Genomic DNA, 24365 nt, shown 5'->3' with positions numbered 1-24365 from the left:
TCGCGCGCGGCTGCCGGAATGCCCGTCTGAACAAGCAGCCGGGTTGGGCCAAAGCCGCCGTCAGAGCCTTTCGCGTTTCAGCAACTCCGCCTTGATCGCCAGCCCATAGGCATAGCCCCCCAGCGTCCCGTCAGCCGCGATCACGCGGTGGCACGGGATCAGCACCGCGACATTGTTCGCCCCGTTCGCCCCGCCAACTGCGCGGCTGGCCTTGGGGTTGCCGAGCGCCGCCGCGAGTTCGCCATAGCTGCGCGTCTCACCATGCGGGATGCGGCGCAACTCCTCCCATACCCGCTGCTGGAACGCGGTGCCGTGGACGTCGAGCGGGATCGCAGCATTGCCCGGCCCCGGCTGTTCGACCGCGGCCACGACCTGCGCGAACAGCGCGCGAAAATCCTCGCCCGCCGGGACAAGCTCGGCCTTTGGGAAACGTGCCCGCAATTCGGCCTCGCCCTCTCCGAACGCCAGACAGCACACCCCCTTGTCGGTCGCGGCGACCAGCATATCCCCAAGCGAAGTCCCCAGCACCGCCCAATGGATCAGCTTGCCCGCTCCGCCCTTGCGCCATTCGCCCGGCTTCATGCCCAGCCTGCCTTTCGTCTCGTGATAGAATTGCCGTGCCCCGGCATAGCCCGCCATTGTCAGAGCATCGCCCACCCCTTGCCCGCTCATCAACGCTTCTTGCACGCGCCGTTCGCGGCACGCCCGGGCATAGGCAGCGGGCGAGATTCCGACCATGCGCTTGAACAGGCGCTGGAAGTGGGTGGGCGTGTAGCCGGTCAGGCGGGAGAGTTGTGCGAGGGTCGTTGCCTCCCCGCTGCGGATCGCTTGCAATGCGGCGAGCACGCACGCCTCCTCGGCGCTCTGCGCACAAGGAGAGCAGCGTTTACAAGGCCTTAACCCTGCCGCTTCGGCCTCGGCCGGGCTGGAATAAAAGCGCACGTTCTTCCGCAGCGGCAGTCGTGCCGGACAGGACGGGCGGCAATAGATTCCGGTCGAATGGACGCCGGTAACGAAGGCCCCGTCGAACCTGCGGTCCTTGTCCTGCACCGCCTGCCAGCGCGCCTCGTCAGATATGTTCTCCAAATGTTTCACGTGAAACACTGTGCCACAGCCCATCCTCTGCCGCACCCCCAAGTCTTGCGTTCAATCTCGCGCCGGGCGCAAAAGCGGCTATAAGCGCCCAATGACCCGGCTTTTCGGTGCGCTTGCCCTGCTTCTTGCCCTCCTCGCCTCGCCCGCGGCGGCCGACCCGGCCGATATCGACGCCGCCGCGCGCGGCGTGGTGCGGGTATTGCTGATCGGCGAGGAGGGCGGCCAGCCCGTCCCCGTCAGCCATGGCACCGGCTTTGCCGTCAGCCCCACGCGGATCGTCACCAATGCGCATGTGGTGAGCGAGGCGAGCCAGGACGATACGCTGCGAATCGGCATTGTCCCGTCCGAAGGCAAAAGCGGGGCCTTTGCCCGGGTGATCGCGATCTCCCCGCGCAACGATCTGGCGCTGCTCGAAATCGCCAAGGGCTCGCTGCGCCTGCCGCCGCTGGCGCTCGCGTCCGGCGCGGGCGGCACCGGCAGCGAGGTTTCTGCGGTGGGCTATCCGATGAATGTCGATCTGGCGCAGGGCCTTGATATAGAAGATATTTTCCAGCCACAGCCGACGGTCAAATCACGCGGCTTCCTGTCGGGCGAGCGGCCCTCGCGGCAGTTCGACACGATCCTTCACACCGCCCCCATCGCGCGCGGCAATTCGGGCGGGCCGCTGCTCGATCCGTGCGGGCGGGTGATCGGGGTCAATTCCTTCAGCGCCGATGCCGAAAGCGGTGACGGCGAGTTCTACTTCGCGGTCAGCTTGCGCGAATTGCTGCCGTTCCTGAAGGCGAACGGGGTGGAACCGGTGGTCAACGCCCTGCCCTGCCGCTCGATCGCCGAATTGAACGCCGCGGAGCGCCAGAGGCTCGAGGCCGAACAGGCCGCCGCGCGCGAGCGGCTGGCGATTCGCGCGCGGGCCGATGGCGAGGCACGCGAACAGGCGCGGCTGGCCGCGCAGATGGAGGTGATCGAGCGCCGCGAGAACGCGATGGCGCTAGCGCTCCTTGCGCTGCTGGCGGCGATCGGCAGCGGCTATGCGGCGCTGGCATGGCAGCGCCATCCCGACACCCGCAAGCGCGCCGCCGTGGCCGCCGGCTGCGCGGTGCTCGCCCTGATCGGAGCGCTGAGCCTGTGGTTCACCCGCCCCGGTCTCGCGGCGATCGAGGAAAAGCTCGCCGCCGCGCTCGGCCGACACGACAGCCTTGGCAACGCCGTGCCGGGCAGCGACACGGCCGTCGAAGGGCCGCTGATCTGCACGCTCGTGCCGGAGCGCAGCCGCGTCACCACCGCGCGCACCGATGATGTCGCCTTCGACTGGGCCGCAGATGGCTGCGTCAACACCCGCACCCAATACGGACTCTCCGCTGGAGGTGAATGGAGCCGGGTGCTGGTACTGGAGGACGAGGCAGCGGTCGCGGTCAACCACTATGATCCCGCCACCCGCACCTTCCGAACCGACCGCTACCTGCTGGGCCAGGAGGCGATGGGCAAGGTGCTGGAGGCTCGCGGGCAATATTCCCCGCCGGCGTGCGGAGTGAGCGATGCCGGGCGCAGGCTCGACGAGCAGCAATCCGCGATCATCGCGCTGCTGCCCGAGGCTCCGAACGAGCGGCTGGTCTATGATTGCCGGGCCAAGAGCGGCATCACGCGGGCGACCGGAAACGAGCCGATCGCCGGGATCAGGCCGCAGGAATGATCGGTATGCCAGGCCCGCCGAACTTGGCGGTCGGTTGGGCGCCTTGGCAACCTCCGCGACTTCCGGCCAACGCGGATTGCGCGGGAAGTCGTTGTCGAAATCAATCCCGCCCCAATCCTGCGCGAAGGCGATGTGCTCCTCAGGCGCCAAGTCCTGCTGGCGCAACATCGCCACCGCGTATTCGCAGAGCGCCAGCCCGATCGCCGCCAGCGCGGCATGGCCGCAGGACGCCAGCGATTGGCCTCGCGATCCCGACCCCGCAGCGCACAGACATCGGCATCAATGGCAGGCCCGCCTCCTCCCTTTGGCCAATCAAGCGAGGCCCAGTCCAGAGAATCCCGCGCGCCGGGTTGCAGGAACGCGAATCTGTTGCTAGGCGCGCGCCAGCCTTGCGGGGTGCTCCTCACGCATCCCCCATTCCCGAGGCCCAAGCAACTTTTTATCGAAGCTTCGCAAGAGGACTGCACGCGCGTGGATATCTCCGCCGGTATCAAGGCCAGCCTTGCTGGACGCTATGCTTCGGCCCTGTTCGAACTCGCCAGCGAGAACGGCACGGTGACCGCGGTCGAGAGCGATCTCGAAACGCTCGCGGCTGCCCTCGACGAATCGGCCGATCTGGTGGCGCTCACCACCAATCCCGAGCTTTCGCGCGACGCGCAGGGCAAGGCGATGGCCGCCCTCGCCAAGACGCTCAAACTTTCCCCGCTCACCGCCAATTTCCTCGGCGTGCTCGCGGCCAATCGCCGTCTGGCGCGGCTACCGGCGATCATTTCCGCCTTCAGGGCCATCGCTGCTGCCCAGCGCGGCGAGGTTTCGGCCACGGTCACCAGCGCCCACCCGCTGTCGGCCACCCAGCTGGCCGCGCTCAAGAAGAAGCTGACCGCGCGCGAAGGCCGCACCGTCATGCTTACCGCCGCGGTCGACCCCGAACTGCTGGGCGGCCTCGTTGTCACCATCGGATCGCAGCGCATCGATGCCTCGATCCGCACCCGTCTCAACTCGCTCGCCAAAGCCATGCAGGCTTAAAGGACACGAAAAATGGAAATCCGCGCCGCAGAAATCTCGAAGGTCATCAAGGACCAGATCGCCAATTTCGGCACCGATGCCGAAATCAGCGAAACCGGCACCGTGCTGTCGGTGGGTGACGGGATCGCCCGCATCCACGGGCTCGACAAGGTGCAGGCCGGCGAGATGGTGGAATTCGCCAACGGGGTGCAAGGCATGGCCTTGAACCTCGAAGCCGACAATGTGGGTGTCGTGATCTTCGGCTCGGATAACGAGATCAGGGAAGGTGACGTGGTCAAGCGCACCGGCACGATCGTGGACGTGCCGGTCGGCAAGGGCCTGCTCGGCCGCGTGGTCGATGCGCTCGGCAACCCGATCGACGGCAAGGGTCCGATCGTCGCCGAAAAGCGCAGCCGCGTCGAAGTGAAGGCGCCGGGCATCATCCCGCGCGAATCCGTCTCCGAGCCGGTCCAGACCGGGCTCAAGGCGATCGACGCCCTCGTGCCCATCGGACGCGGCCAGCGCGAGCTGATCATCGGTGACCGCCAGACCGGCAAGACCGCGGTCGCGATCGACACCTTCATCAACCAGAAGGAAGCCAACGCGGGGGACGACGAGACGAAGAAGCTCTACTGCGTCTATGTCGCGGTCGGTCAGAAGCGCTCGACCGTCGCCCAGATCGTCAAGCAGCTCGAAGAAAACGGCGCGATGGAATATTCGATCGTGGTTGCCGCGACCGCGTCGGAGCCTGCGCCGCTCCAGTACCTCGCACCCTACACGGGTTGCGCGATGGGCGAGTATTTCCGCGACAATGGCATGCACGCGCTGATCGTCTATGACGACCTGTCCAAGCAGGCCGTGGCCTATCGCCAGATGTCGCTGCTGCTGCGTCGTCCTCCGGGCCGCGAAGCCTATCCCGGCGACGTGTTCTATCTCCACAGCCGCCTGCTCGAGCGCGCGGCCAAGATGAACGCGGAAAACGGGCATGGTTCGCTCACCGCGCTGCCGATCATCGAGACCCAGGCCGGCGACGTGTCGGCCTATATTCCGACCAACGTGATCTCGATCACCGATGGCCAGATCTTCCTCGAAACCGGCCTGTTCTACCAGGGTATCCGTCCGGCCATCAACGTCGGCCTGTCGGTGAGCCGCGTCGGTGGTGCCGCCCAGACCAAGGCGATGAAGAAGGTTTCTGGCTCGATGAAGCTCGACCTTGCGCAATACCGCGAAATGGCGGCCTTCGCCCAGTTCGGCTCGGACCTCGACGCCGCGACGCAAAAGCTGCTCAACCGCGGTGCGCGTCTGACCGAGCTGCTGAAGCAGAAACAGTTCAGCCCGATGCCCTTCGAAGAGCAGACCGTGTCGATCTTCGCCGGCACCAACGGCTTCCTCGATCCGATCCCGGTCGAGCGCGTCAACGATTACGAGAGCCAGATGCTTGACTACATGCGCCGCGAACACGCTGACGTGCTGGCCGAGATCCGCACCTCGAAGAAGTTCGAGGGCGAAGTCGCGGAGAAGACCAAGGCTGCGCTCGAAGCTTTCGCCAAGCAGTTCGCGTAAGGACACCCCGACGTGGCCTCACTCAAGGAACTCAAAGGCCGGATCAACTCGGTCAAATCGACCCAGAAGATCACCAAGGCCAAGCAGATGGTCGCGGCGGCCAAGCTGCGCCGCGCGCAGAGCGCGGCGGAAGCAGCGCGGCCCTATGCCACGCGCCTTGCGGCGGTGATGGCCAGCCTCGCGAGCAAGGTCGCCGGCGATAACGCACCCAAGCTGCTGGCCGGCACCGGCTCGGATCAGCGCCATCTGCTTGTCGTGGTCAACACCGACAAGGGCCTGTGCGGCGGCTTGAACGCGAACCTCGTCAAGGCCGCCAAGGCCAAGGCGCACGCGCTGCTGGCGCAAGGCAAGGCCGTCGAGTTCTACCTCGTCGGCAAAAAGGGCCGCGCGCCGCTCAGGCGCGAGTTCCCGAAGCTGATCGGTGCTGGCTTCGACACCAGCACGGTCAAGGCCCCGGGCTTTGCCGAGGCCGAGGCCATGGCCGATGAGCTGATCGCGCTGTTCGACGCCGGCAAGTTCGATGTCGCGCATCTGATCTTCCCGACCTTCAAGACAGCGCTGGCGCAGGAACCGACCATCACCCAGCTGATCCCCGTCCCCTCGCCCGCCGACGCCGCGGCGAGCGAGGCCTTGGTCGAATACGAGCCGGGCGAGGAGGAAATCCTTCAGGAGTTGCTGCCGCGTTACGTGCGCACGCAGCTGTTCGGCGCACTGCTCGAGCGTGAGGCCTCCGAACAAGGCGCGTCGATGACCGCGATGGACAACGCCACGCGCAACGCGGGCGAGCTGATCCAGAAGCTCACCATCCAGTACAACCGCAGCCGCCAGGCCGCGATCACCACCGAACTCATCGAAATCATTGCTGGCGCGGAAGCGCTGTAGCAACAACTTAAACGCGGGCGCAGAAGCGCTCTAACCGAAGGCTAGGAACGAAAAATGGCCACCGCCGCTCTCAACCAGACCACCAACGGCACCATCAGCCAAGTGATCGGCGCCGTCGTCGACGTGCAGTTCGAAGGCGAGCTGCCGCCAATTCTCACCGCGCTCGAAACCAAGAACGGCGACAAGACGCTGGTGCTCGAAGTCGCCCAGCATCTTGGCGAAAACACCGTGCGCACCATCGCGATGGACGCGACCGAAGGCCTGGTGCGCGGCGCCGAAGTGATCAACACCGGCGCGCAGATCTCGGTTCCGGTCGGCCCCAAGGTGTTGGGGCGCATCATGAACGTCGTCGGTGAAGCGATCGACGAACGCGGACCGATCGGTGCCGAACAGACCGCCCCGATCCACGCCGAGGCCCCGGCCTTCGTCGACCAGTCGACCGAGGCCAGCATCCTCGTCACCGGCATCAAGGTGATCGACCTGCTCGCCCCCTACGCCAAGGGTGGCAAGATCGGCCTGTTCGGCGGCGCAGGCGTCGGCAAGACAGTCCTGATCCAGGAGCTCATCAACAACATCGCCAAGGGCCACGGCGGCGTGTCGGTCTTCGCCGGCGTGGGGGAACGCACCCGCGAGGGCAACGACCTCTACCACGAATTCCTCGAAGCGGGCGTCATCGCCAAGGACGCCGATGGCAATGCGATCTCGGAAGGTTCCAAGGTGGCGCTGGTGTTCGGCCAGATGAACGAGCCCCCGGGCGCCCGCGCGCGCGTCGCTCTGTCGGGCCTGACCATGGCGGAATATTTCCGCGACGTCGAAGGTCAGGACGTGCTGTTCTTCGTCGATAACATCTTCCGCTTCACCCAGGCCGGTTCGGAAGTGTCGGCGCTGCTCGGCCGCATTCCCTCGGCGGTGGGCTACCAGCCGACCCTGGCGACCGACATGGGCAAGCTGCAAGAGCGCATCACCTCGACCACCAAGGGCTCGATCACCTCGGTGCAGGCGATCTACGTGCCTGCGGACGACCTGACCGACCCCGCGCCCGCCACCAGCTTCGCCCACCTCGACGCGACCACCACGCTTTCGCGCGCGATTTCGGAGCTGGGCATCTACCCGGCGGTCGACCCGCTGGATTCCACCTCGCGCGTGCTCGAACCGCGCGTCGTCGGCCAGGAGCACTACGACACCGCCCGCCGCGTTCAGGCGATCCTGCAGAAGTACAAGAGCCTGCAGGATATCATCGCGATCCTCGGGATGGACGAGCTGTCGGAAGAGGACAAGCTCACCGTCGCCCGAGCGCGCAAGATCCAGAAGTTCCTGTCGCAGCCCTTCCACGTCGCCGAGGTCTTCACCGGCATCCCGGGCGTGTTCGTGCAGATCGAAGACACGGTGAAGAGCTTCAAGGCGTTGGTTGACGGCGAATACGACCACCTGCCCGAACAGGCCTTCTACATGGTCGGCGGGATCGATCAGGCGGTCGAGAAGGCCAAGAAGATGGCCGAAGAGGCGTAAGGCACCATGGCCCTCCACTTCGAACTCGTCACCCCGGCCAAGCTCGTCCGTTCGGAAGACGTCCACATGGTGGTCGTCCCCGGCACCGAGGGCGAATTCGGCGTGCTCGAGGGCCACGCGCCCTTCATGAGCACGATCCGCGACGGCGCGGTGCAGGTCTATGCCACAGCCAACTCCGCGCCCGAGGTGATCGAAGTGCGCGGCGGCTTTGCCGAAGTGAACGAGAAGGGTCTGACCGTGCTCGCGGAGCACGTCGAGGGATAGCCTGGCGCTTCATTCGACGAACGAACAACGGGGGCGGGCCGATGGCTCGCCCCTTTTTGCGTCTATCCCCTTCCCTTTGCCCCGCTGGCTGGGCACAACACGCCGCAGCACTTCCCCAAGGAGAGGACGCTTGAAACTTGTCTCCACTTTCGCACTGGCGCTCGCAATGACCATGGCTTCCACCACCGGCGCAGCCGCGCAGGAAACCCCGGCGGACGCTGTCCCCGGCCCCGAACAGGATCCCTATATCTGGCTGGAGGAAGCCCGCAGCCCCGCGGCGCTCGAATGGGTCGCCAAGGAGAACGAACGCACGCTCGCCGCCTTCGAGGCCGATCCGCGCTATGCCCAGCTCAAGGCCGAAGCCCTGGCGATCTTCGACAGCAATGATCGCATCCCCTTCGTCAGCTTCCGCCCGGATGGCCTCTATAATTTCTGGCAGGACAAGGCGAACCCCAAGGGTGTGCTGCGGCGCACCACGCTGGAAAGCTACCGCACCGACCAGCCCGAATGGGAGATCATTCTCGACATCGATGCGCTGGCCAGGGCGGAAGGCAGGGAATGGGTCTATCAGGGCTCGACCTGCCTGCCCCCGGCGATGAACAAGTGCATGATCGCGCTCTCGGACGGGGGCGAGGATGCCACGATCATGCGCGAATTCGACACCGCGACAAGGCAATTCGTCGAAGGCGGCTTTGTGCTCGAGCAGAAGAGCCAGGGCGGCATCCAGTGGATCGACGAGGATACGCTGCTGGTCGGCCGCGATTTCGGCGAAGGCACGCTCACCGAAAGCGAATATCCCTTCACCAGCCGCGTCTGGAAGCGCGGCACGCGGATCGAGGATGCCGAAGAAATCTTCCGCGGCGAACCGGACGACGTGTGGGCCGGGGCGACCCTGCTGCGCGACAATGCCGGCACGATCCACGCCCGCACCGCCTTCCGGGGCATCAGCTTCCATGAGAGCCTCAATTACGTGTGGAAGGATGGCAAGTGGCTCCAGCTCGACATTCCGAAGAAGGCCGGGCTGTACGGCATCGTCGATGATCACCTGCTGATCTCGATCGACGAGGACTGGACCACCGGCGGCCAGACCTTCCCCGCCGACAGCCTGATCGCCGTCAATCTCGAAGAATGGAAGGCCGATCCCAACGGCGCGAAAAAGACGCTGGTGTGGGCCCCCGGCCCGCGCCAGACCAAGCAGGGCGGCGCGGTGACGGCCAACGCGCTTTACGTGGCGCTGCTCGACAATGTCGTGGGCAAGGTGCTCCAGTTCAACTTCGAGGATGGCGCGTGGCGCAGCCGTGAAGTGCCGCTGCCCGGCAAGGCGACACTCGGCATCGCGGCCGCATCGAGCGAGACCGATCAGATCATGTTCACCGTCTCCGGCTTCCTTGAGCCAACGATGCTCTACTACACCGATGGCACCGCCCCGCCTGCCGTGCTCAAGACCAGCCCGGCCTATTTCGATCCCGCCGGCATGGTGGTCGAACAGCACGAGGCGGTAAGCAAGGACGGGACGAAGATCCCCTATTTCATCGTCAAGCCCAAGGGGATGAAGTCTGATGGTTCCACCGCCACGCTGCTGACCGGCTATGGCGGCTTTCAGGTGCCGCGCCTGCCCGCCTATCTCGGTTCGACCGGCAAGCTGTGGGTCGAGAAGGGCGGCGCCTATGTGCTCGCCAACCTGCGCGGCGGCGGCGAATTCGGGCCGATGTGGCACCAGAGCGCGATCCGCGAGAACAAGCAGCGCACCTGGGACGACTTTATCGCCGTGGCCGAGGATCTGGTGAAGCGCGGCTTCACTTCGCCCCGGCGTCTCGGCATCCAGGGCGGCTCGCAAGGCGGGCTGCTGGTCGGCACGGCCTTCACCCAGCGGCCCGAACTGTTCGGCGCGGCGATCGTGCAGATCCCGTTGTTCGACATGCTGCGCTATCACCTGATCGGGCGCGGGGCCTCGTGGATCGGTGAATATGGCGATCCGCGCATCCCCGAACAGCGCAAGTGGATCGAGGGCTATTCGCCCTATCAGAAGATCGTGCCGGGGGTGGATTACCCCGCGCCCTTCCTGTGGGCCTCCACCGCCGACGACCGCACCCATCCGGCGCACGCGCGCAAGGGTGCGGCGCGGCTCAAGGAGCTTGGTCAGCCCTATTACTACTTCGAGGACACCACCGGCGGCCATTCGGGCGGGGTCGACAATGATCAGCGCGCCAAGCTCCAGGCGCTGCAGTTCGTTTATCTGATGCAGCGGCTGATGGACGCGCGCGGCGGCGAATAGACCGCCGCTCGCAAGGCGCAGGAAAGGGGCGGCTCCGACAAGAGAGTCGCCCTTTTTTGTCAGATAACAAAGGTAACCGCGGGCATGTGTCAATTATCCCGACATTTTGCCCTCGGCTCGTCGCAAGCGGGGCACGCAGCAGGGTGTCAACGTCGGGTTAACCACGCCCGGCAGCCACTCGTTAAGCCTGCCCGTCAAGACTTGGCTCATCGGGGCGGTGACGAATGACGAGGAGCACGAGCGATGGCTTATCCCAAAGATGTTTCGATCGCCGATGCGATCAAGAGCTACTATGACCTGCCGCGCAATCATCGGGTGCACTGGTCGAAGGCGCGCAAGGACGAAGTGGTGCGCGCCGTGCACGACCAGGCGATCAGCTTCCACGAGGCGCGCAAACGCTACCTGCTGAGCCGCAGCGAGTTTGAGCAGTGGGAAGCCGACTACATCGCCGGCGGCGGCGAGGCGGCGCGACAGGAGGCTTGAGCGCGCTTTCTGCTACCGCATCACGTCGATCCGAAAACCGGTGCCCACTTTTCCGCATGATGCGTGCTAGCGCGTCGGCGCATCGAAATCGGCGGGCTTGTTCGCGATCCAGCTGACGAATCTGGCGATCGCCGGGTGGCCCCGGATCACCCCCGCATCATCGCCGATCCGGGCCAGTTCATTATTGGTGAAGTTGGCGTGGATGGTCTTGTGACAGATCGGGTGCACCGGCACCTTGATCTTGCCTTTCTTGGATTTCGGAACCGGGTGATGCCACTGGACGATATTGCCCAGCGTGCGGCCGCACAGCCAGCAAGTGAGCGGGGCGAGATCCTCGCTCACCCCTTCTTCTCCGCCGCCTTCTTCTTCTTCATCGCGTCGTGGAAGCGGTCGGCCCAGCCGGGTTTCACCAGCTGCTCGGCGCGCACCATGCGCAGCTCTCCGGGGGCGACATCGCGGCTGACCGTGGAGCCCGCCGCGACGATCGCATCCGCACCGATCGTGACCGGCGCGACCAGCGCCGAGTTCGAGCCGATGAAGGCGCGCTCGCCGATCACGGTCTTGTACTTGAAGTAGCCATCGTAATTGCAGGTGATCGTACCCGCGCCGATATTCGCGCCGGCACCGATGGTGGCATCGCCCAGATAGGTCAGGTGGCTGGCCTTGGCTCCCGGCGCCATCACCGCGTTCTTCACTTCAACGAAATTGCCGATGAAGCTGCCTTCCTCCAGCACCGTGCCGGGGCGCAGGCGCGCAAACGGGCCAACCTTGACGCCGGTGCCGATGGTTGCGCCCTCGATGTGGCTGTTGGCGCGGATCAGCACCTTGTCCGCGACGATCACACCGGGGCCGAAGAACACGTTGGGCTCGATCGTGACATCGCGGCCCAGCACCGTGTCATAGGCGAAAAACACCGTGTCGGGGGCAATCAGGGTTGCGCCTTCATCCATCGCCTGAAGCCGTCGCGCCGCCTGCCAGCGGGCTTCCGCGGCGGCAAGCTCGGCACGGGAGTTGATGCCTGCCACCTCGTCCGCGCTGTCCGCCACGATCACCGCGCAGGGGCAGCCATCGGCGACCGCGATGTTGACGATGTCGGGCAGATAGTATTCGCCCTGGGCATTGTCGTTGCCGACGCGGCGCAGCAGCGCGAACAGATCCTCGGCGCGTGCGGCCAGCAGGCCGGAATTGCACAGGCGGCAGGCGCGCTCGCCCTGGTCGGCATCCTTGTATTCGACCATCTTGATGATCGTGCCCGCGTCATCGGCGATGATGCGGCCATAGGCGAGCGGATCGGTCGGCTCGAAACCGAGCACCACGACCGCGGGGCGATCGGGTGCATGGAGCCGTTCGAGCATCGCACGCATGGTCGAAGCCTTCACGAAGGGCACATCGCCGTAGAGAACGAGCACATCGCCCGAGAACTCTGCCAGCGCGGCCTCGGCCTGCTGCACCGCATGGCCGGTGCCGAGCTGGGGTTCCTGCAGGCAGATGGCGGCGCGGGTCGCCACCGCGGCTTCGATCTGCTCACGCCCCGCACCGACCACGACCGCGAGCCGTTCCGGCCCGAGCTGCGCGACGCTCGCCATCAGATGTTCGAGCATCGGACGGCCGGCAATCTTGTGGAGCACCTTATGGGTGTCGCTCTTCATGCGGGTGCCCTTGCCGGCGGCAAGAATGATGGCGGCAAAGGGATGGCTGGTGTCGTTCATATCGGACCCTCTATGCGATGCCGCATCTGCCAGCAAATGCTTGCGGATTGAAGAAGCTTCCGCCACCGCGCCAGCATGATCAAGATTCCATTCGACGCTATCGGCTTCGACCTCGACGGCACCTTGCTCGATACCTTCCGCGATCTTGGGGCGGCGGTGAACCATGCCCTCCGGCTCGGCGGCTTTGCCGAGGTGCCAGTGGAAACGAGCAAGGACCTGATCGGCGGCGGGGCCAAGATCATGCTCGCCCGGGCGATCGAGGCACAAGGGGGTCTGCCGGAGGACGAGTTCAAGCGGCTCTACAAGGCGATGCTCGGCTATTACGAGGCGAACAATGCGGTTCACACCGTCCCCTACCCCGGCGTGCGCGAGGCCTTGGCGGAGCTTGCCTCACAGGGTGTGCGCATGGCGGTGGTCACCAACAAGTTCGAAGCCTTCGCGCGCGCCGTTCTTACCCAGCTCGATCTGATCGATGCCTTCGAGACCGTGATCGGCGGGGATTCGCTGGGCAAGGGCGAGGACGGGCAATTCCTCGCCAAGCCCCACCCTGCCCCCTTGCTCAAGGCGCGCGAGGCAACCGAAGCAGGGCGATTCGTGTTCGTCGGCGATTCGAGCTATGACGTGCGCGCTGCCAGGGCCGCCGGGGTTCCGGTGGTGGCAGCGGCCTATGGCTATTGCGACCTTCCAGCCCATGATCTGGGCGCGGATGCCGAGATCGATTCGTTCGATGCCCTCATTCCCGCGCTGGCAGGCCTTTCTCGCGCCGTCTGACCCTACGGCAAGCGCCCCTGTCAGTTCGGCTGTTGCATGGGCCGCGCGAAAGTGCCACGCAGCGCCCGCAATTCCGCTTTACGCAGGCGTAAACCGCGCCGCGTCGCAACCACAGGAGAACACGCATGAGCATCAGCTTCAAGGACAAGGTCGCCATCGTCACCGGTGCCGGCGGCGGACTCGGCAAGGCCTACGCTCTCGAACTCGCCCGCCGCGGGGCGAAGGTCGTGGTCAACGACCTCGGCGGCGCGCGCGACGGGACGGGCACATCGGATGCCGCCGCTCAGGTTGTCGCCGAAATCGAGGCGATGGGCGGCGAGGCGATGGCCAACGGCGCTTCGGTCACCGAATTCGAACAGATGGAAAAGATGGTCGCCGATGCCAAGCAGAAATGGGGCGGCGTGCACATCCTGATCAACAATGCCGGCGTGCTGCGCGACAAGACCTTCGCCAAGATGGAGCCGGCTGACTTTGAGTTCGTCGTCAAGGTGCATCTCACCGGCTCGGCCTTTGCCACCAAGGCTGCCTGGGAAACCTTCCGCGAGCAGGGCTATGGCCGCGTCCTGATGACCGCATCGTCGACCGGGCTGTTCGGCAATTTCGGCCAGGCCAACTATGGCGCGGCCAAGCTGGGTCTGGCCGGCCTCACCAAGACGCTGGCGCTCGAAGGTGCAAAGTACAATGTGCGCGTCAACACCCTCTCGCCGGTCGCGGGCACCCGCATGACCGAAGACCTCTTCCCTGAAGAGGCCTTTAAGCTCTTCGCGCCGGAAAACGTCGTGCCGGCCGCGCTGTTCCTCGTCAGCGACGACGCCCCGACCAATGCGATCGTGGGCGCGGGCGCGGGCGGGTTCCACTCCGCTTGGACGGTGATGAACGAGGCCGTATGGCTGCCGGAAAGCGAACGCACCGTCGAAGGCTTCGCGGCGCACTGGGAGGAAATCAGCTCCTTCACCAACCTCCTCGCCCCGCAATCGGGCAGCGAGCAGTCGGCCAATATCCTCAAGGCGATGCAGAAGGTCACCGGCACCGGCCCGTCGAGCGCGCGCGGGTAATCGCGCCTAGCGCGCGGTTTGAGCAAGGCCCGTCCCCGCAAGGGGGCGGGCCGCTTGCTTTGGCAAGCGCGCTAGTCCTCCACCGCCTTGAGCAGCCGCCGCTCCATCGGGGCGAGCACCGCGGCGAGATCATGGCCGCGCTTCAAGACCTGGCCGTGTTCACCGAAAAGTGTCCACATGCCCTGCTTGCCGCGTAGCGCCGGGCGTTTTTCCAGCCGCGCCTGCGGGCGTTCGGCGGTGCGCCGGAAAGCGGCGAAGCTGGCCGCGTGGCGGGTGAAATCCATCGCATAGTCACGCCATTCGCCGGCGGCGACCATGCGGCCATAGAGGTCGAGAATGCGCATCAGCTCGGCGCGTTCGAACCCGACCTGATCTGCGCCGCGCCCAGGGAATGCCACCACCTGTCCGGCAATTCCGGGGATTTGTCCCGGATTCTTCAATCTTCGGTTCCGCTCTTGCGCCGCCGCACCGCGGGCACCGGCGGCGCGCGCTCGGCCAGCAGCGCCTTCATCGCCTCCAGTTCCTCGCGCAGGGCCGCCACTTCGCCTTCGAGCTTTTCGACGCAGTCGCGGCGCGGACGGCCCTGATCATCGCAGGGCGGATCGTCGCACGGCGTTCCGTAAGGGATGAATTCGCGCAGCCACTGCTCCGCCGGCATCAGCGTCGAGCGCGCCTTGAGCCCGATCATGGTCGCCCCCGCCGGCACGTCCTCGGTCACAACCGCATTGGCCCCGACCCGCGCCCGCTCGCCCACCACAATCGGCCCGATGATCTGCGCGCCCGAACCGATGATGACATTGTCCTTCAGCGTCGGGTGGCGCTTGCCGCCCTTGCCGTTGGTCGGATTGGCGCCGCCCAGCGTGACGCATTGGTAGATCGTCACGTTGTCGCCGATCTCAGCAGTCTCGCCGATCACGGTGAAGCCGTGATCGATGAAGAAGTTCTTCCCGATCCTTGCGCCGGGATGGATGTCGATCGCGGTCAGCAGCCGCGAGAAGTGGTTCACGAAACGCGCAAGGAAATAGAGCTTCGCCTCGAACAGCCAGTGCGCCACGCGGTGGAAGCCCAGCGCCCACACGCCCGGATAGAGCAGGATTTCCCAGCGCGAACGCGGCGCGGGGTCACGCGCCCGAACCGAGTCAAGGTAGCTGATCAGGCGCTCGAACATGGCTTCAAATTCCCACCAAACCCTGCGCGATGCAACTCACGATAATCAGAACAGTCGGCTCTGCTCCGGCCCGTGCAGGGCCTCGAGCGCGGCGCGCCACACTGACATGGTGGCAGGGGTCTGACGTTCAAGGGAGATCCGGTCGATTGTCGCCACCAGCGTCTCGATCGCGGCAAAGCTGCGGGTGGTGCGGGGGATGAGATATTCGGCCGCCCCCTCGGGCAGACTGAGGCCGCGCGCCTCGGCATGGGCGCGGAGCAGGTCGGCGGCAAAGGAATCATCGGGCGTGCCGACTTCGACATGGAGCGAAGCGCCGATGCGCGAGGCGAGATCGGGCAGCGCGATTCGCCAGCCGCCGCTCTCCTCGGCGGCATTGGCGACGATCAGCAGGGCCGCGCCCTCCCGCGATCCGCCCTGCTGCACCGCGTTCCAGCGGTGGAACAGTTCGGTTTCATCGATCGTCTCGGCATCGTCGATCACCTCCAGCGCGTCCTCGCCGGCCAGACCCTGCGCCCAGCGCCCCAGCAGCGACTTGCCCGAACGCGGCGGACCGGTAAGCACGGCGACATGGAAAGGCCAGCCCAAGGGATCCCGCAAGGCTTCGATCACGTGAGCATTGGCCGCGCCAACGATGATCCGCTGCGCCTGAGACGTTCTGCGGACCGCAAGCGGCAGGGCGATCTGGGACGGCGACGGGCGGCTCATGCGCGCGGCCCTCAACGGCTGATGGCTAGCGCGTTAGCCCCCCGCCGCACCGCAAATCCGCGCGCTTCGAGCGCGGCGGCGAGTTCTTCGAGGGATCCGGCAAAGCTCACGCTCATGACCGAGGTGCCGCCGATTGCGGTGCTGGTGACGCCCACGCCGCGCACGCCGGCAGTCCCCCGCACTGCGCCGAGCGCACTGTCGAAGGCGCCGGCGTCGGGCGTGGCGAACTGGACCACGATGTTGCGCACCGCGACCTCGCCCGGCGCACCCCCGGTCACCGGCTGGACCGCGATCCCCGGCGCCGTAGCCGCCGCTGCTGCTGCTGCTGCTGCCGCCGCCGCCGAGCGCGCCCGCACCGCACGGCCAATCTCGATCAGGCGGGCGATGGCCGGATCGATCTCGCCGCTGCCGCCGAGCCGCAATGTCGGATCGGGTCTGAGCTTGCCGCTTTCGAGGGCAGCGGTGAAGATTGCATCCATCCGCTCGACCGCTTTGGCGAGCATGGCGGGCAGTTCGTCCGGGCCGGCAGCCTTGAGGGTGAAACGTCCGAGCGGGCGGCTGTCAGGGCCGTAGCGTGCCGTGAAGGTGCCGCTCACCGGCCCACCGGGAAACTGGTGATCGAGCCGCGCGAAGGCCATCAGCGCATCCGATGCACCATACTGATCAAGCGTCGAGCGCCACCACACCCGGCTATGCCTTGCGGTCTGGCCGAAGTTGATCAGCAGCGAATCGCCCCCCGCCCCGCTCGGGCGAACATAGTTGATGCGGCTGGTGCCGGGGTTGAACTCGGCCCAGGCGCGCTGCCAGGCGTTGCGCTGTTCGAAGGTGGTATAGGCCCCGCCGCTCACCTCGACCGGGATAAGCAGCATCGGGGCCGAACGCGCGGCCTGCTGCGCCCCGCCGAGATAGCCGCTGGCCCGCTGGCGATCGAACACCACGCCGAGCGTGGCGATGTAGCGCCTGGGGCCAAGCTGCTCACGCTCGATCACGATGGCCGAGACGAGGCCGTCGAGCTGGCCGTCGGCGAGCTTCGGGCCGCCCACTTTCGCCCAGGCCTTGCGCTGCGCCTCGCGCCAGCCCTTGGTGCGAGCTTCCTCGGCGCTATCGGCGGTCACATCGACGCTGATGCCCTTGACCTCGATATCCGCGCTCGCGGCGGTGGGCGCAATCCCGCGCTCGCCCGCGACCTGCGCCAGCAGCGCATAGCTACCGCCGAGCAGCGCGAGCGCGAGCGCCGCGCCGCCAAGCGAGCGCTTGAGCGCTTGCGAAGGGGCCGTCGTGGGGCCGGACAGGTAAAGCGTCGCACGCATGGGGAAAGCCCGCTTCCTTTGCCCAAAGGCGGGTGGAATTCCAAGCACGAATGGCTATGGGCCTATGCATGACTTCGGGGACAAACGAGAGCAAGCCGCAAGGCTCGGGCTACACCTATGCCGATGCGGGCGTGTCGATCGCTGCGGGTAACGCGCTGGTGAAAGCCATCGCCCCGCTCGCCAAGGCCACCGCGCGCCCGGGCGCGACCAGCGAGCTGGGTGGGTTCGGCGGGTTCTTCGACCCCAAGGCGGCGGGCTACAATGATCCGCTGCTGGTTGCGGCCAATGACGGCGTCGGCACCAAGCTCAAGCTCGCAATCGCGCATGACCGGCATGACAGCGTCGGGATCGATCTGGTTGCGATGTGCGTCAACGATCTGATCGTGCAGGGGGCAGAGCCGCTCTTCTTCCTCGATTATTTTGCCACCGGGAAGCTGGAGAACGGGGTCGCCGAAAGGGTGATCGCGGGAATTGCCGAGGGCTGCAAGCAGGCCGGCTGCGCGCTGATCGGCGGCGAGACGGCGGAAATGCCAGGGATGTATGCCCCCGGCGACTACGACCTTGCCGGCTTTTGTGTCGGCGCGGTCGAGCGCGGCGAGCAGCTGACGGGCGACAAGGTTGCGCCCGGCGATGTGCTGCTGGGCCTCGCTTCGAGCGGGGTCCATTCCAACGGATATTCGCTGGTGCGCAGGCTGGCGGCGGACAAGGGCTGGAAACTCAATCGTCCGGCCCTGTTCGATCAGGAGCGGTTGCTGATCGATGCGCTGATCGCCCCGACCCGCATCTATGTCGCAAGCCTGTTGCCGCTGATCCGTGCAGGCCTGATCAATGCCCTCGCGCATATCACCGGCGGCGGACTGCTCGAAAACATCCCGCGCATCCTGCCGCACGGTGCCCATGCCCATGTCGATGCCGACCTGTGGCCCCAGCCGCGGCTCATGGCCTTCCTTCAGGCGCAGGGAAATATCGAGCCGCAAGAAATGGCCCGCACCTTCAATTGCGGAGTGGGCATGGTGCTGGCGGTTCATCCGGACAAGGTTGCGCAGGTGACCGAAAGGCTCGATGCAGCCGGCGAGACCGTCTTCCCGGTCGGCCGCATCGAAGCAGGCGAAAGGGGCTGCACCGTGCGCGGCAGCGTCGAGACCTGGTCGGCCAAAAGCGATTGGAGCGCCACCCACCTTGGCTGACAAGGCCCGCATCGCCATCCTCATTTCCGGCGCAGGGACAAACATGGCCGCGCTGGTCTATGCCAGCCGGATCGCGGATTGCCCCTATGAAGTGGTGCTGGTCGCCGCGAATGATCCTGCCGCCGGCGGCCTTGCGCTGGCGCAGGCCGAAGGCATCCCCACCTTCGCCCTGCCGCACAAGGGAATGACCCGCGAGGCGCATGACGCGGCGATGGAAGCCGCCGTGCTTGCGGCAGGCGCGGATCATATCGTGCTGGCGGGTTATATGCGCATCCTGTCGGACGGCTTCGTGCAGCGCTGGGCGGGGCGGATGCTCAATATCCATCCCTCACTCCTGCCACTCTACAAGGGGCTCGACACCCATGCGCGCGCGATTGCTGCGGGTGAAAGCCATGGGGGCACGAGCGTCCATCTGGTGACGCCGGAATTGGACGCAGGCGAGGTGCTGGCGCAGATCGCGGTGCCGATTGTTCCGGGCGATACGCCCGCAACCCTTGCCGAACGGGTGAAGCATGCCGAGCACCAGCTCTACCCGCGCGCCGTGGCCGATTACGTGTCGCGCTGGCGCAATCCCTCATGGCTGCTGGCGCAGTTGCGCGCGCGTGCGCTGGCCCTGCCCGAAACATCCGAACAGAAAAGCTTTGGTTCCGCTGGCTTCCGGGTCGGCGGGAGCAAGTCGGGCAAGTATTTCGCCTATTTCTCCGAACGTCCGCACGGGCACGAACGCATCGCCCTTCTGGTCAAGACCAGCGGCATGGACGAACTTCACGCTCTCATCGAAGATCAGCCGGACATCTATTTCAAGCCCGCCTTCTATGGGGCGAGTGGCTGGGTCGGGATCGTGCTCGACCGGCCCGATCTCGACTGGGGCGACATCGAGACGTGGCTCCAGCGCAGCTGGCGCAGCGTTGCGCCAAAGCGCCTGACCCGCTTGATGAATATCGCGGATCAATTCTGATGGCACCGGTGCGCACCCACCCGCTGGCGCGCGGGGCGCTGGCGCAGCGGACCAGCGATTTCCTCGGCAAGGCATGGGCCAAGGGCTGGTTGCCGCCGCCCGAACTTGATCCGGACGCGCTTTGGGCGCTCGCGGCCAAGCCCTATGGCGCGCGCGCCGCAGCGGCAGAGCACGGCGGGCGCACGGGCGAGGACGTGGCCGACTTCCGCGAGCGGTTCACCCGGATCATCGCCAGTGTCGCGGCCGAGGCCGACCTCAACCCGCTCGGGCGGGCAATGGCTTGGGGGCAACTCGCGCGTGTGGTGAAGAACCGGCTGGCGCTCGGTGCGCTGTGGGAGGCGCAGCCGCGACTGCTGGAAACGCCGCTGCCGGCGCCGATCATCGTCGTCGGCCATATGCGTTCCGGCACCACGCGCCTCCACAAGCTGCTCGCCGCCGATCCGGCCTTCTCGCATACGCGTTACTGCGATGCCTACCATCCGGTGCCTCAGGGCCTGCGGACACGCTTGGGCGTCAAGCGGCTGGTGAGCGCCTTCGAACTGCGCCTGCTGGGCCTGCTCAATCCCTGGATGCAGTCGATCCACCCCATGGCGCCCACCGCGGTCGAGGAGGAACTGGCGTGGATCTCCGCCGCGCTCCACCATTCGATATACGAGAGCCAGTGGCATATCCCGTCCTATTCGGCGTGGAGCGAAGCGCGCGATCCCGCGGCGATTTACCGCGAATTCCGTCGCATCCTCCAGACCGATGCCGCCACCCGCGCAATCGCCGACCGCCCGAGGGTGATGAAGGTTCCGGCCTTCGCCGAGGATCTCGACACGATCCTTGGGCTCTTCCCCGATGCCCGGCTGGTGCTGGCAGAGCGCGCACACGAGGCGGTGCTGCGCAGCGCGGTGAGCCTTGCGGCGAACCAGATGGCGGTGCAGTCGGATGCTTGCGACCTTGCCGCCATCGAAGCGCGCTGGCGGCACAAGATTGCCCTGCGCGAGGAACGTATCGCGGCGGCGCTCCAAGGCTGGCGGGGCCCGGTTGCCCGGGCGTCTTTCGACGATCTCAATGCCGACTGGCAAAGCGCGATCGCCCGGGTCTACGCCGAACTCGGCCTCACCCTCACGCCGCAGGCGCTGGCGGCGATGCGCCGAACCATGGCGGCAAGCGAAGGCGGCCAACACCACGCCCACGCCGGCCAGCTCGCTCGGTTTGCCGAGGCGGAACGGCGCGGCGCGTAGCAAAAGGGCCGCCCCAACGGGACGGCCCTTGGCAAATCGTCTGGCTTGACGAAATCAGCCGACGATTTCTTCCGGCTTGAAGAAAAAGGCGATCTCGATCGCGGCGTTTTCATCGCTGTCCGAACCGTGGACGCTGTTCTCACCGATCGACAGCGCAAATTCCTTGCGGATCGTGCCCGGCGCTGCCTCGGCCGGGTTGGTCGCGCCCATGATCTCGCGGTTGCGGGCCACGGCGTCTTCGCCTTCGAGCACCTGAACCACCACCGGCTCGCTCGTCATGAATTCGACGAGTTCACCGAAGAACGGGCGGTCCTTGTGCACCGCGTAGAAGCCCTCGGCCTGCTCGCGGGTCATGCGGATGCGCTTGGAAGCAACGACGCGCAGGCCGGCCTCTTCCAGCATCTTGGTGACCGCGCCGGTCAGGTTGCGGCGGGTGGCATCGGGCTTGATGATCGAGAAGGTGCGGGTGACCGCCATGATAGTGCTCCTGTGAACGTCTTTTGTTGTCGGGGGGGAGATCGTGGCCGCGCCACTAGATGCTGCGCTGCAAAATGGCAAGCCTGCGCAGGCGCCGGGAAAGGCCCGCGCAGAGCGTGGGCGGAACGCCCCCTGAAACCGCGTTCAGCCGCCCTTGCTGCTGCCGATGATCAGCTGGCCGGTGGTGCCGCTATCGCCGCCGGGGCTGGCGGTGACCGACAGGGTCGATCCGTCCTTGCGCTCGCCGCCGATCATCTGCGTGCCGTTGGTGTTCATCTCCAGCTGGATGTCGAACCCCGCCGCCTTGGCCTGTTCCCGGAAGTGGGCGATCACCTCGTCAGCCGCCGCCCCGGTCTCGAACATCACCATAGTCCCCTGCCCGTCGGGCTGCTTGACCACGGTGTTGGTGACCACCTTGGATCCGGGATAGAGGCTGAACCCGGCAGGCAAGCTGACCGGCACATCCGCACCCGAGCGCATGGTGGCCGTGCCGTCCTTGCTCTTGATCGTCATCGCGGTCTCACCCGAGCCCTTGTCGATGGTGTATTCAGCCTGCTCGCCGTTCGCGGTGGTGAATTCACCAGAGCTTTCCGAACCGCAAGCCGCGAGCGTCAGTGCCGCACCCCCTGCCATCGCCAGAGCCACCTTGCGCATTGCCGTCTCCCCCCAATCACTGCCGAACGGCAGCATTCCCCTATCACTGGCCTGAGCGCAAGCCCTCAGCCCTTCTTGACCCAGCGCCCGCCTTCCTGCGCGAAATAGGCGCGCTCGATATCGGCGCGGCCGTCCTGTGCGCGCCACGCGGCCCGCGCGGCGGGGGCCGCAGCCGGCGGGAACAACAGGAACACGCGGGCAAACCCTTCGGTCTCGCGGAAAATTCCGTCAGCCAGGATCAGGTGGCTTGCCCCGTTGGGCGCAGTGCACGCGGCCGACAGGACGATGGGCTGGCGTTCGGCCCCGGGCGCATCGCCCTCGCCATTGGCAAGGAAGCTTTCGGGGCCGGCCTGCCACAACTCGCGCGCGATGGCTGCGCGCTGCTTCGCGTCGGCGGCGACGACGAGCACCCGCTCACCCAGTCCGAGCGCACGCTTGGCGATCAGACTGACCACCTTCTCGACCGGATCTTCGGTGACCTGCCAGAAGTCGAGCTTCATCTTGCCTTGTCGCCCTACCGCTGCGCTACTTAAGGGCCAGAGGCTTAGACCGCCTGCATCGCTCGGAACAATACTTCACATTGTCCCAGTCACGCGCCCATTTCTTGCGCCACGCGAACGGCAGCCCGCAGGCGAGACAGGTCTTGGTCGGCAGGTCGGACTTGCGCCTCATCTTCGGCATTCTTTGTTGGCCTACCGCTTCGCTACTTGAGGCCAGTGATCCGGCCTACCGCTTCGCTGCTTGAGGCCAGTAATCCAGCCTACCGCTTCGCTGCTTGAGGCCAGTGATCCGGCCCACCGCTTCGCTGCTTGAGGCCAGTGATCCGGCCTACCGCTTCGCTTATTGTGGCCCCAATTGCGGATCAGCCTTCCACGACATCCCGCACGAACTGGTCGAGCAGGCGCACGCCATAGCCGGTCGCGCCCTTGTCCCAGGTGTGGCCGGGCTTGGCGGCCCACACCATCCCGGCGATGTCGAGATGCGCCCACGGGGTGCCGTCCTTGACGAAGCGCTGAAGGAACTGCGCGGCGGTGATCGAGCCGGCCTCGCGCGGGCCGACATTCTTGATATCGGCCACCGGCGAATCGATCAACTTGTCGTAATTGGGGCCAAGCGGCATCCGCCACAGCTTGTCGCCGCTGGCCTGGCCTGCTGCGGTCAGCTGCGCGGCGAGCGTGTCGTCATTGGCGAACAGCCCGCCATATTCGTTGCCGAGGCTGATGATCATCGCCCCGGTCAGCGTCGCAAGATCAATGATCCGCACGGGGTTGAATTGCTCCTGCGCCCAGTGCAGCGCGTCGCACAGCACCAGCCGGCCTTCGGCATCGGTGTTGAGCACCTCGACCGTCTGGCCGCTCATGGTGGTGACGATGTCGCCGGGGCGCTGGGCCTTGCCGTCGGGCATGTTCTCGACGAGGCCCATCACCCCGATCACATTGGCCTTGGCCTTGCGACCGGCGAGCGCCAGCATCGCGCCGGCCACCGCGCCCGCACCGCCCATGTCCCACTTCATGTCTTCCATGCCCGGCGGCGGCTTGAGCGAGATGCCGCCGGTATCGAAGGTGACGCCCTTGCCCACGAACACGGTCGGCTTGTCTTCAGCCGCGGCGCCGTCCCAACGGATCGCGAGCAGCTTGGATTCGCGCTCGGAGCCCTTGCCCACACCGAGCAGCGCGCCCATGCCGAGCTTTTCCATCTCGGCCTCGCCGAGCACGGTGATGCTGACACCGGTGCCGGAAAAGGCTTCCTCGCAGGCGGCCACGAAACTCGCCGGATAGATGATGTTGGCCGGCTCGGTCACCAGCATTCGGGTGAATTCGACCCCCCTGGCCAGCGCCGCTTCGCGCTCCCATTCCGCTTCGGTGCCGGCGGGCGCGTTGATCACGTGAACCGTGGTCAACGAGGGGCGCTTGTCGGCAGCAAGGCGGGTGCGATACTTGTCATGCCGCCAGCCGCGCAGGCGCAGGCCGAGCAGGACTGCGGCGGCATCGGTCGCCGAAAGCGCCGCCTGGCCGAGATCGAGCACCATCGCCGCCTCGCCCGAAACGAGATATTTCGCGGTCAGCGCCGCACCGGCGCGTTCGCAGTTGAGGCGGCGTTCGGCGGCGCCGGGCTCGCCCGCACCGGCCAGCGCGATCCAGCGCAGACCCGCGCCGCTGCCGACGAAACCATCGAAAACCTGCCCGGCCCGGCCCGCAAAGCGCGCCGCAGCGGCACCTTCGGCCAGCGCGGCATCGAGCGCGGCGAGACTCGCCCCCTGGTTCACGACCTGCGCGTGCAGGCGAATGTCGGCGGGCGGAGCGGCGGTGAAATGAATCTGCATGGGTTCTCCGAAAGGAAGCGCGTGTTTGCCGGTCGGGGACTTGCGCTGGCAGA

Annotated in this window: 25 protein-coding genes; 13 read left to right on the top strand and 12 right to left on the bottom strand. The window is 66.3% G+C overall.

Annotated features, from left to right (window positions below; all coding sequences use genetic code 11):
* Positions 1-60: 60 nt before the first annotated feature.
* Positions 61-1119, bottom strand: coding sequence for a bifunctional transcriptional activator/DNA repair enzyme AdaA (locus BZF61_RS01600; protein WP_211276692.1), 1059 nt, complete (start codon positions 1117-1119; stop codon positions 61-63).
* Positions 1120-1186: 67 nt separating this feature from the next.
* Between BZF61_RS01600 and BZF61_RS01595 the strand changes: the two genes are divergently transcribed.
* The 8 genes from BZF61_RS01595 (at position 1187) to BZF61_RS01560 (ending at position 10766) form a co-directional block, all read left to right on the top strand.
* Positions 1187-2785, top strand: a complete 1599-nt coding sequence (locus BZF61_RS01595; RefSeq protein ID WP_086616858.1) for a S1 family peptidase — start codon at positions 1187-1189, stop codon at positions 2783-2785.
* 471 nt (positions 2786-3256) lie between these two features.
* Positions 3257-3811: a F0F1 ATP synthase subunit delta gene (locus BZF61_RS01590; protein WP_086616857.1), complete on the top strand. Its 555-nt coding sequence runs from the start codon at positions 3257-3259 to the stop codon at positions 3809-3811.
* A gap of 12 nt (positions 3812-3823) precedes the next feature.
* Complete coding sequence (gene atpA, locus BZF61_RS01585) at positions 3824-5353, top strand: F0F1 ATP synthase subunit alpha (protein WP_086616856.1); 1530 nt, start codon at positions 3824-3826, stop codon at positions 5351-5353.
* A gap of 12 nt (positions 5354-5365) precedes the next feature.
* The gene (locus BZF61_RS01580; protein ID WP_086616855.1) at positions 5366-6235 is read left to right on the top strand and encodes a F0F1 ATP synthase subunit gamma; all 870 of its coding nucleotides are present in this window, start codon (positions 5366-5368) and stop codon (positions 6233-6235) included.
* A gap of 54 nt (positions 6236-6289) precedes the next feature.
* A complete protein-coding gene (gene atpD, locus BZF61_RS01575) occupies positions 6290-7744 on the top strand; it encodes a F0F1 ATP synthase subunit beta (protein WP_086616854.1) in 1455 nt (484 codons plus the stop codon).
* A 6-nt stretch (positions 7745-7750) separates the two neighbouring features.
* Entirely contained in the window at positions 7751-8008 is a 258-nt protein-coding gene (locus BZF61_RS01570) for an ATP synthase F1 subunit epsilon (RefSeq protein WP_086616853.1), read from the top strand.
* Between the two features lie 166 nt (positions 8009-8174).
* Positions 8175-10283 (top strand): prolyl oligopeptidase family serine peptidase, encoded by a 2109-nt coding sequence (locus BZF61_RS01565; protein WP_342742770.1) that lies wholly within the window; start codon positions 8175-8177, stop codon positions 10281-10283.
* 243 nt (positions 10284-10526) lie between these two features.
* Complete coding sequence (locus tag BZF61_RS01560) at positions 10527-10766, top strand: DUF1153 domain-containing protein (protein WP_086616852.1); 240 nt, start codon at positions 10527-10529, stop codon at positions 10764-10766.
* Positions 10767-10832: 66 nt separating this feature from the next.
* On the opposite strand, the gene BZF61_RS01555 is transcribed toward BZF61_RS01560, so the two are convergent.
* Both BZF61_RS01555 and glmU read right to left on the bottom strand, forming a co-directional pair.
* Complete coding sequence (locus BZF61_RS01555; RefSeq protein ID WP_086616851.1) at positions 10833-11108, bottom strand: HNH endonuclease; 276 nt, start codon at positions 11106-11108, stop codon at positions 10833-10835.
* A complete protein-coding gene (glmU, locus tag BZF61_RS01550) occupies positions 11105-12475 on the bottom strand; it encodes a bifunctional UDP-N-acetylglucosamine diphosphorylase/glucosamine-1-phosphate N-acetyltransferase GlmU (protein WP_086616850.1) in 1371 nt (456 codons plus the stop codon). The genes BZF61_RS01555 and glmU overlap by 4 nt, the downstream gene beginning before the upstream one ends.
* Before the next feature lie 75 nt (positions 12476-12550).
* On the opposite strand from glmU, the gene BZF61_RS01545 reads away from it, so the two are divergent.
* Both BZF61_RS01545 and BZF61_RS01540 read left to right on the top strand, forming a co-directional pair.
* The gene (locus BZF61_RS01545) at positions 12551-13246 is read left to right on the top strand and encodes an HAD-IA family hydrolase (RefSeq protein WP_086616849.1); all 696 of its coding nucleotides are present in this window, start codon (positions 12551-12553) and stop codon (positions 13244-13246) included.
* Positions 13247-13371: 125 nt separating this feature from the next.
* Positions 13372-14301: an SDR family NAD(P)-dependent oxidoreductase gene (locus tag BZF61_RS01540; protein ID WP_086616848.1), complete on the top strand. Its 930-nt coding sequence runs from the start codon at positions 13372-13374 to the stop codon at positions 14299-14301.
* 71 nt (positions 14302-14372) lie between these two features.
* Here BZF61_RS01540 and BZF61_RS01535 read toward each other — a convergent pair whose 3' ends face one another.
* The 4 genes from BZF61_RS01535 to BZF61_RS01520 are packed head-to-tail and all read right to left on the bottom strand — an operon-like array spanning position 14373 to position 17484.
* Positions 14373-14702 carry a DUF2794 domain-containing protein gene (locus BZF61_RS01535; protein ID WP_086616847.1) on the bottom strand — a complete coding sequence of 110 codons (330 nt, stop codon included), beginning with the start codon at positions 14700-14702 and terminating at the stop codon, positions 14373-14375.
* A gap of 35 nt (positions 14703-14737) precedes the next feature.
* On the bottom strand, positions 14738-15469 hold the full coding sequence (epsC, locus tag BZF61_RS01530) for a serine O-acetyltransferase EpsC (RefSeq protein WP_086616846.1): 732 nt from the start codon (positions 15467-15469) through the stop codon (positions 14738-14740).
* A gap of 45 nt (positions 15470-15514) precedes the next feature.
* Positions 15515-16174 carry an HdaA/DnaA family protein gene (locus tag BZF61_RS01525; RefSeq protein ID WP_086616845.1) on the bottom strand — a complete coding sequence of 220 codons (660 nt, stop codon included), beginning with the start codon at positions 16172-16174 and terminating at the stop codon, positions 15515-15517.
* Between the two features lie 11 nt (positions 16175-16185).
* On the bottom strand, positions 16186-17484 hold the full coding sequence (locus BZF61_RS01520) for a hypothetical protein (RefSeq protein ID WP_086616844.1): 1299 nt from the start codon (positions 17482-17484) through the stop codon (positions 16186-16188).
* 68 nt (positions 17485-17552) lie between these two features.
* On the opposite strand from BZF61_RS01520, the gene purM reads away from it, so the two are divergent.
* Genes purM through BZF61_RS01505 form a run of 3 tightly spaced genes read left to right on the top strand, consistent with a single transcriptional unit; the run spans position 17553 to position 20858 of the window.
* The gene (gene purM, locus BZF61_RS01515; RefSeq protein WP_086616843.1) at positions 17553-18671 is read left to right on the top strand and encodes a phosphoribosylformylglycinamidine cyclo-ligase; all 1119 of its coding nucleotides are present in this window, start codon (positions 17553-17555) and stop codon (positions 18669-18671) included.
* Positions 18664-19629, top strand: coding sequence for a phosphoribosylglycinamide formyltransferase (purN, locus tag BZF61_RS01510; protein WP_086616842.1), 966 nt, complete (start codon positions 18664-18666; stop codon positions 19627-19629). Before purM ends, purN begins: the two co-directional genes overlap by 8 nt.
* Entirely contained in the window at positions 19629-20858 is a 1230-nt protein-coding gene (locus BZF61_RS01505) for a sulfotransferase family protein (protein ID WP_245804454.1), read from the top strand. Before purN ends, BZF61_RS01505 begins: the two co-directional genes overlap by 1 nt.
* 54 nt (positions 20859-20912) lie before the next feature.
* Here BZF61_RS01505 and ndk read toward each other — a convergent pair whose 3' ends face one another.
* The 5 genes from ndk to BZF61_RS01480 form a co-directional block, all read right to left on the bottom strand.
* Positions 20913-21335 (bottom strand): nucleoside-diphosphate kinase, encoded by a 423-nt coding sequence (gene ndk, locus BZF61_RS01500; protein ID WP_086616841.1) that lies wholly within the window; start codon positions 21333-21335, stop codon positions 20913-20915.
* A 144-nt stretch (positions 21336-21479) separates the two neighbouring features.
* Positions 21480-21989, bottom strand: coding sequence for a hypothetical protein (locus BZF61_RS01495; RefSeq protein ID WP_143736857.1), 510 nt, complete (start codon positions 21987-21989; stop codon positions 21480-21482).
* Positions 21990-22054: 65 nt separating this feature from the next.
* On the bottom strand, positions 22055-22489 hold the full coding sequence (locus BZF61_RS01490; protein WP_086616839.1) for a DNA polymerase III subunit chi: 435 nt from the start codon (positions 22487-22489) through the stop codon (positions 22055-22057).
* A 25-nt stretch (positions 22490-22514) separates the two neighbouring features.
* Positions 22515-22670, bottom strand: coding sequence for a DUF2256 domain-containing protein (locus BZF61_RS01485; protein WP_086616838.1), 156 nt, complete (start codon positions 22668-22670; stop codon positions 22515-22517).
* 181 nt (positions 22671-22851) lie between these two features.
* Entirely contained in the window at positions 22852-24312 is a 1461-nt protein-coding gene (locus tag BZF61_RS01480) for a leucyl aminopeptidase (RefSeq protein ID WP_086616837.1), read from the bottom strand.
* Between the last annotated feature and the right edge of the window lie 53 nt (positions 24313-24365).

It is taken from the genome of Erythrobacter tepidarius (assembly GCF_002155695.1).
Classification (GTDB): Bacteria; Pseudomonadota; Alphaproteobacteria; order Sphingomonadales; family Sphingomonadaceae; genus Erythrobacter; species Erythrobacter tepidarius.
The sequence above is the reverse complement of the archived record's forward strand: the minus strand, read 5'-3'. Positions and strand labels throughout refer to the sequence as shown.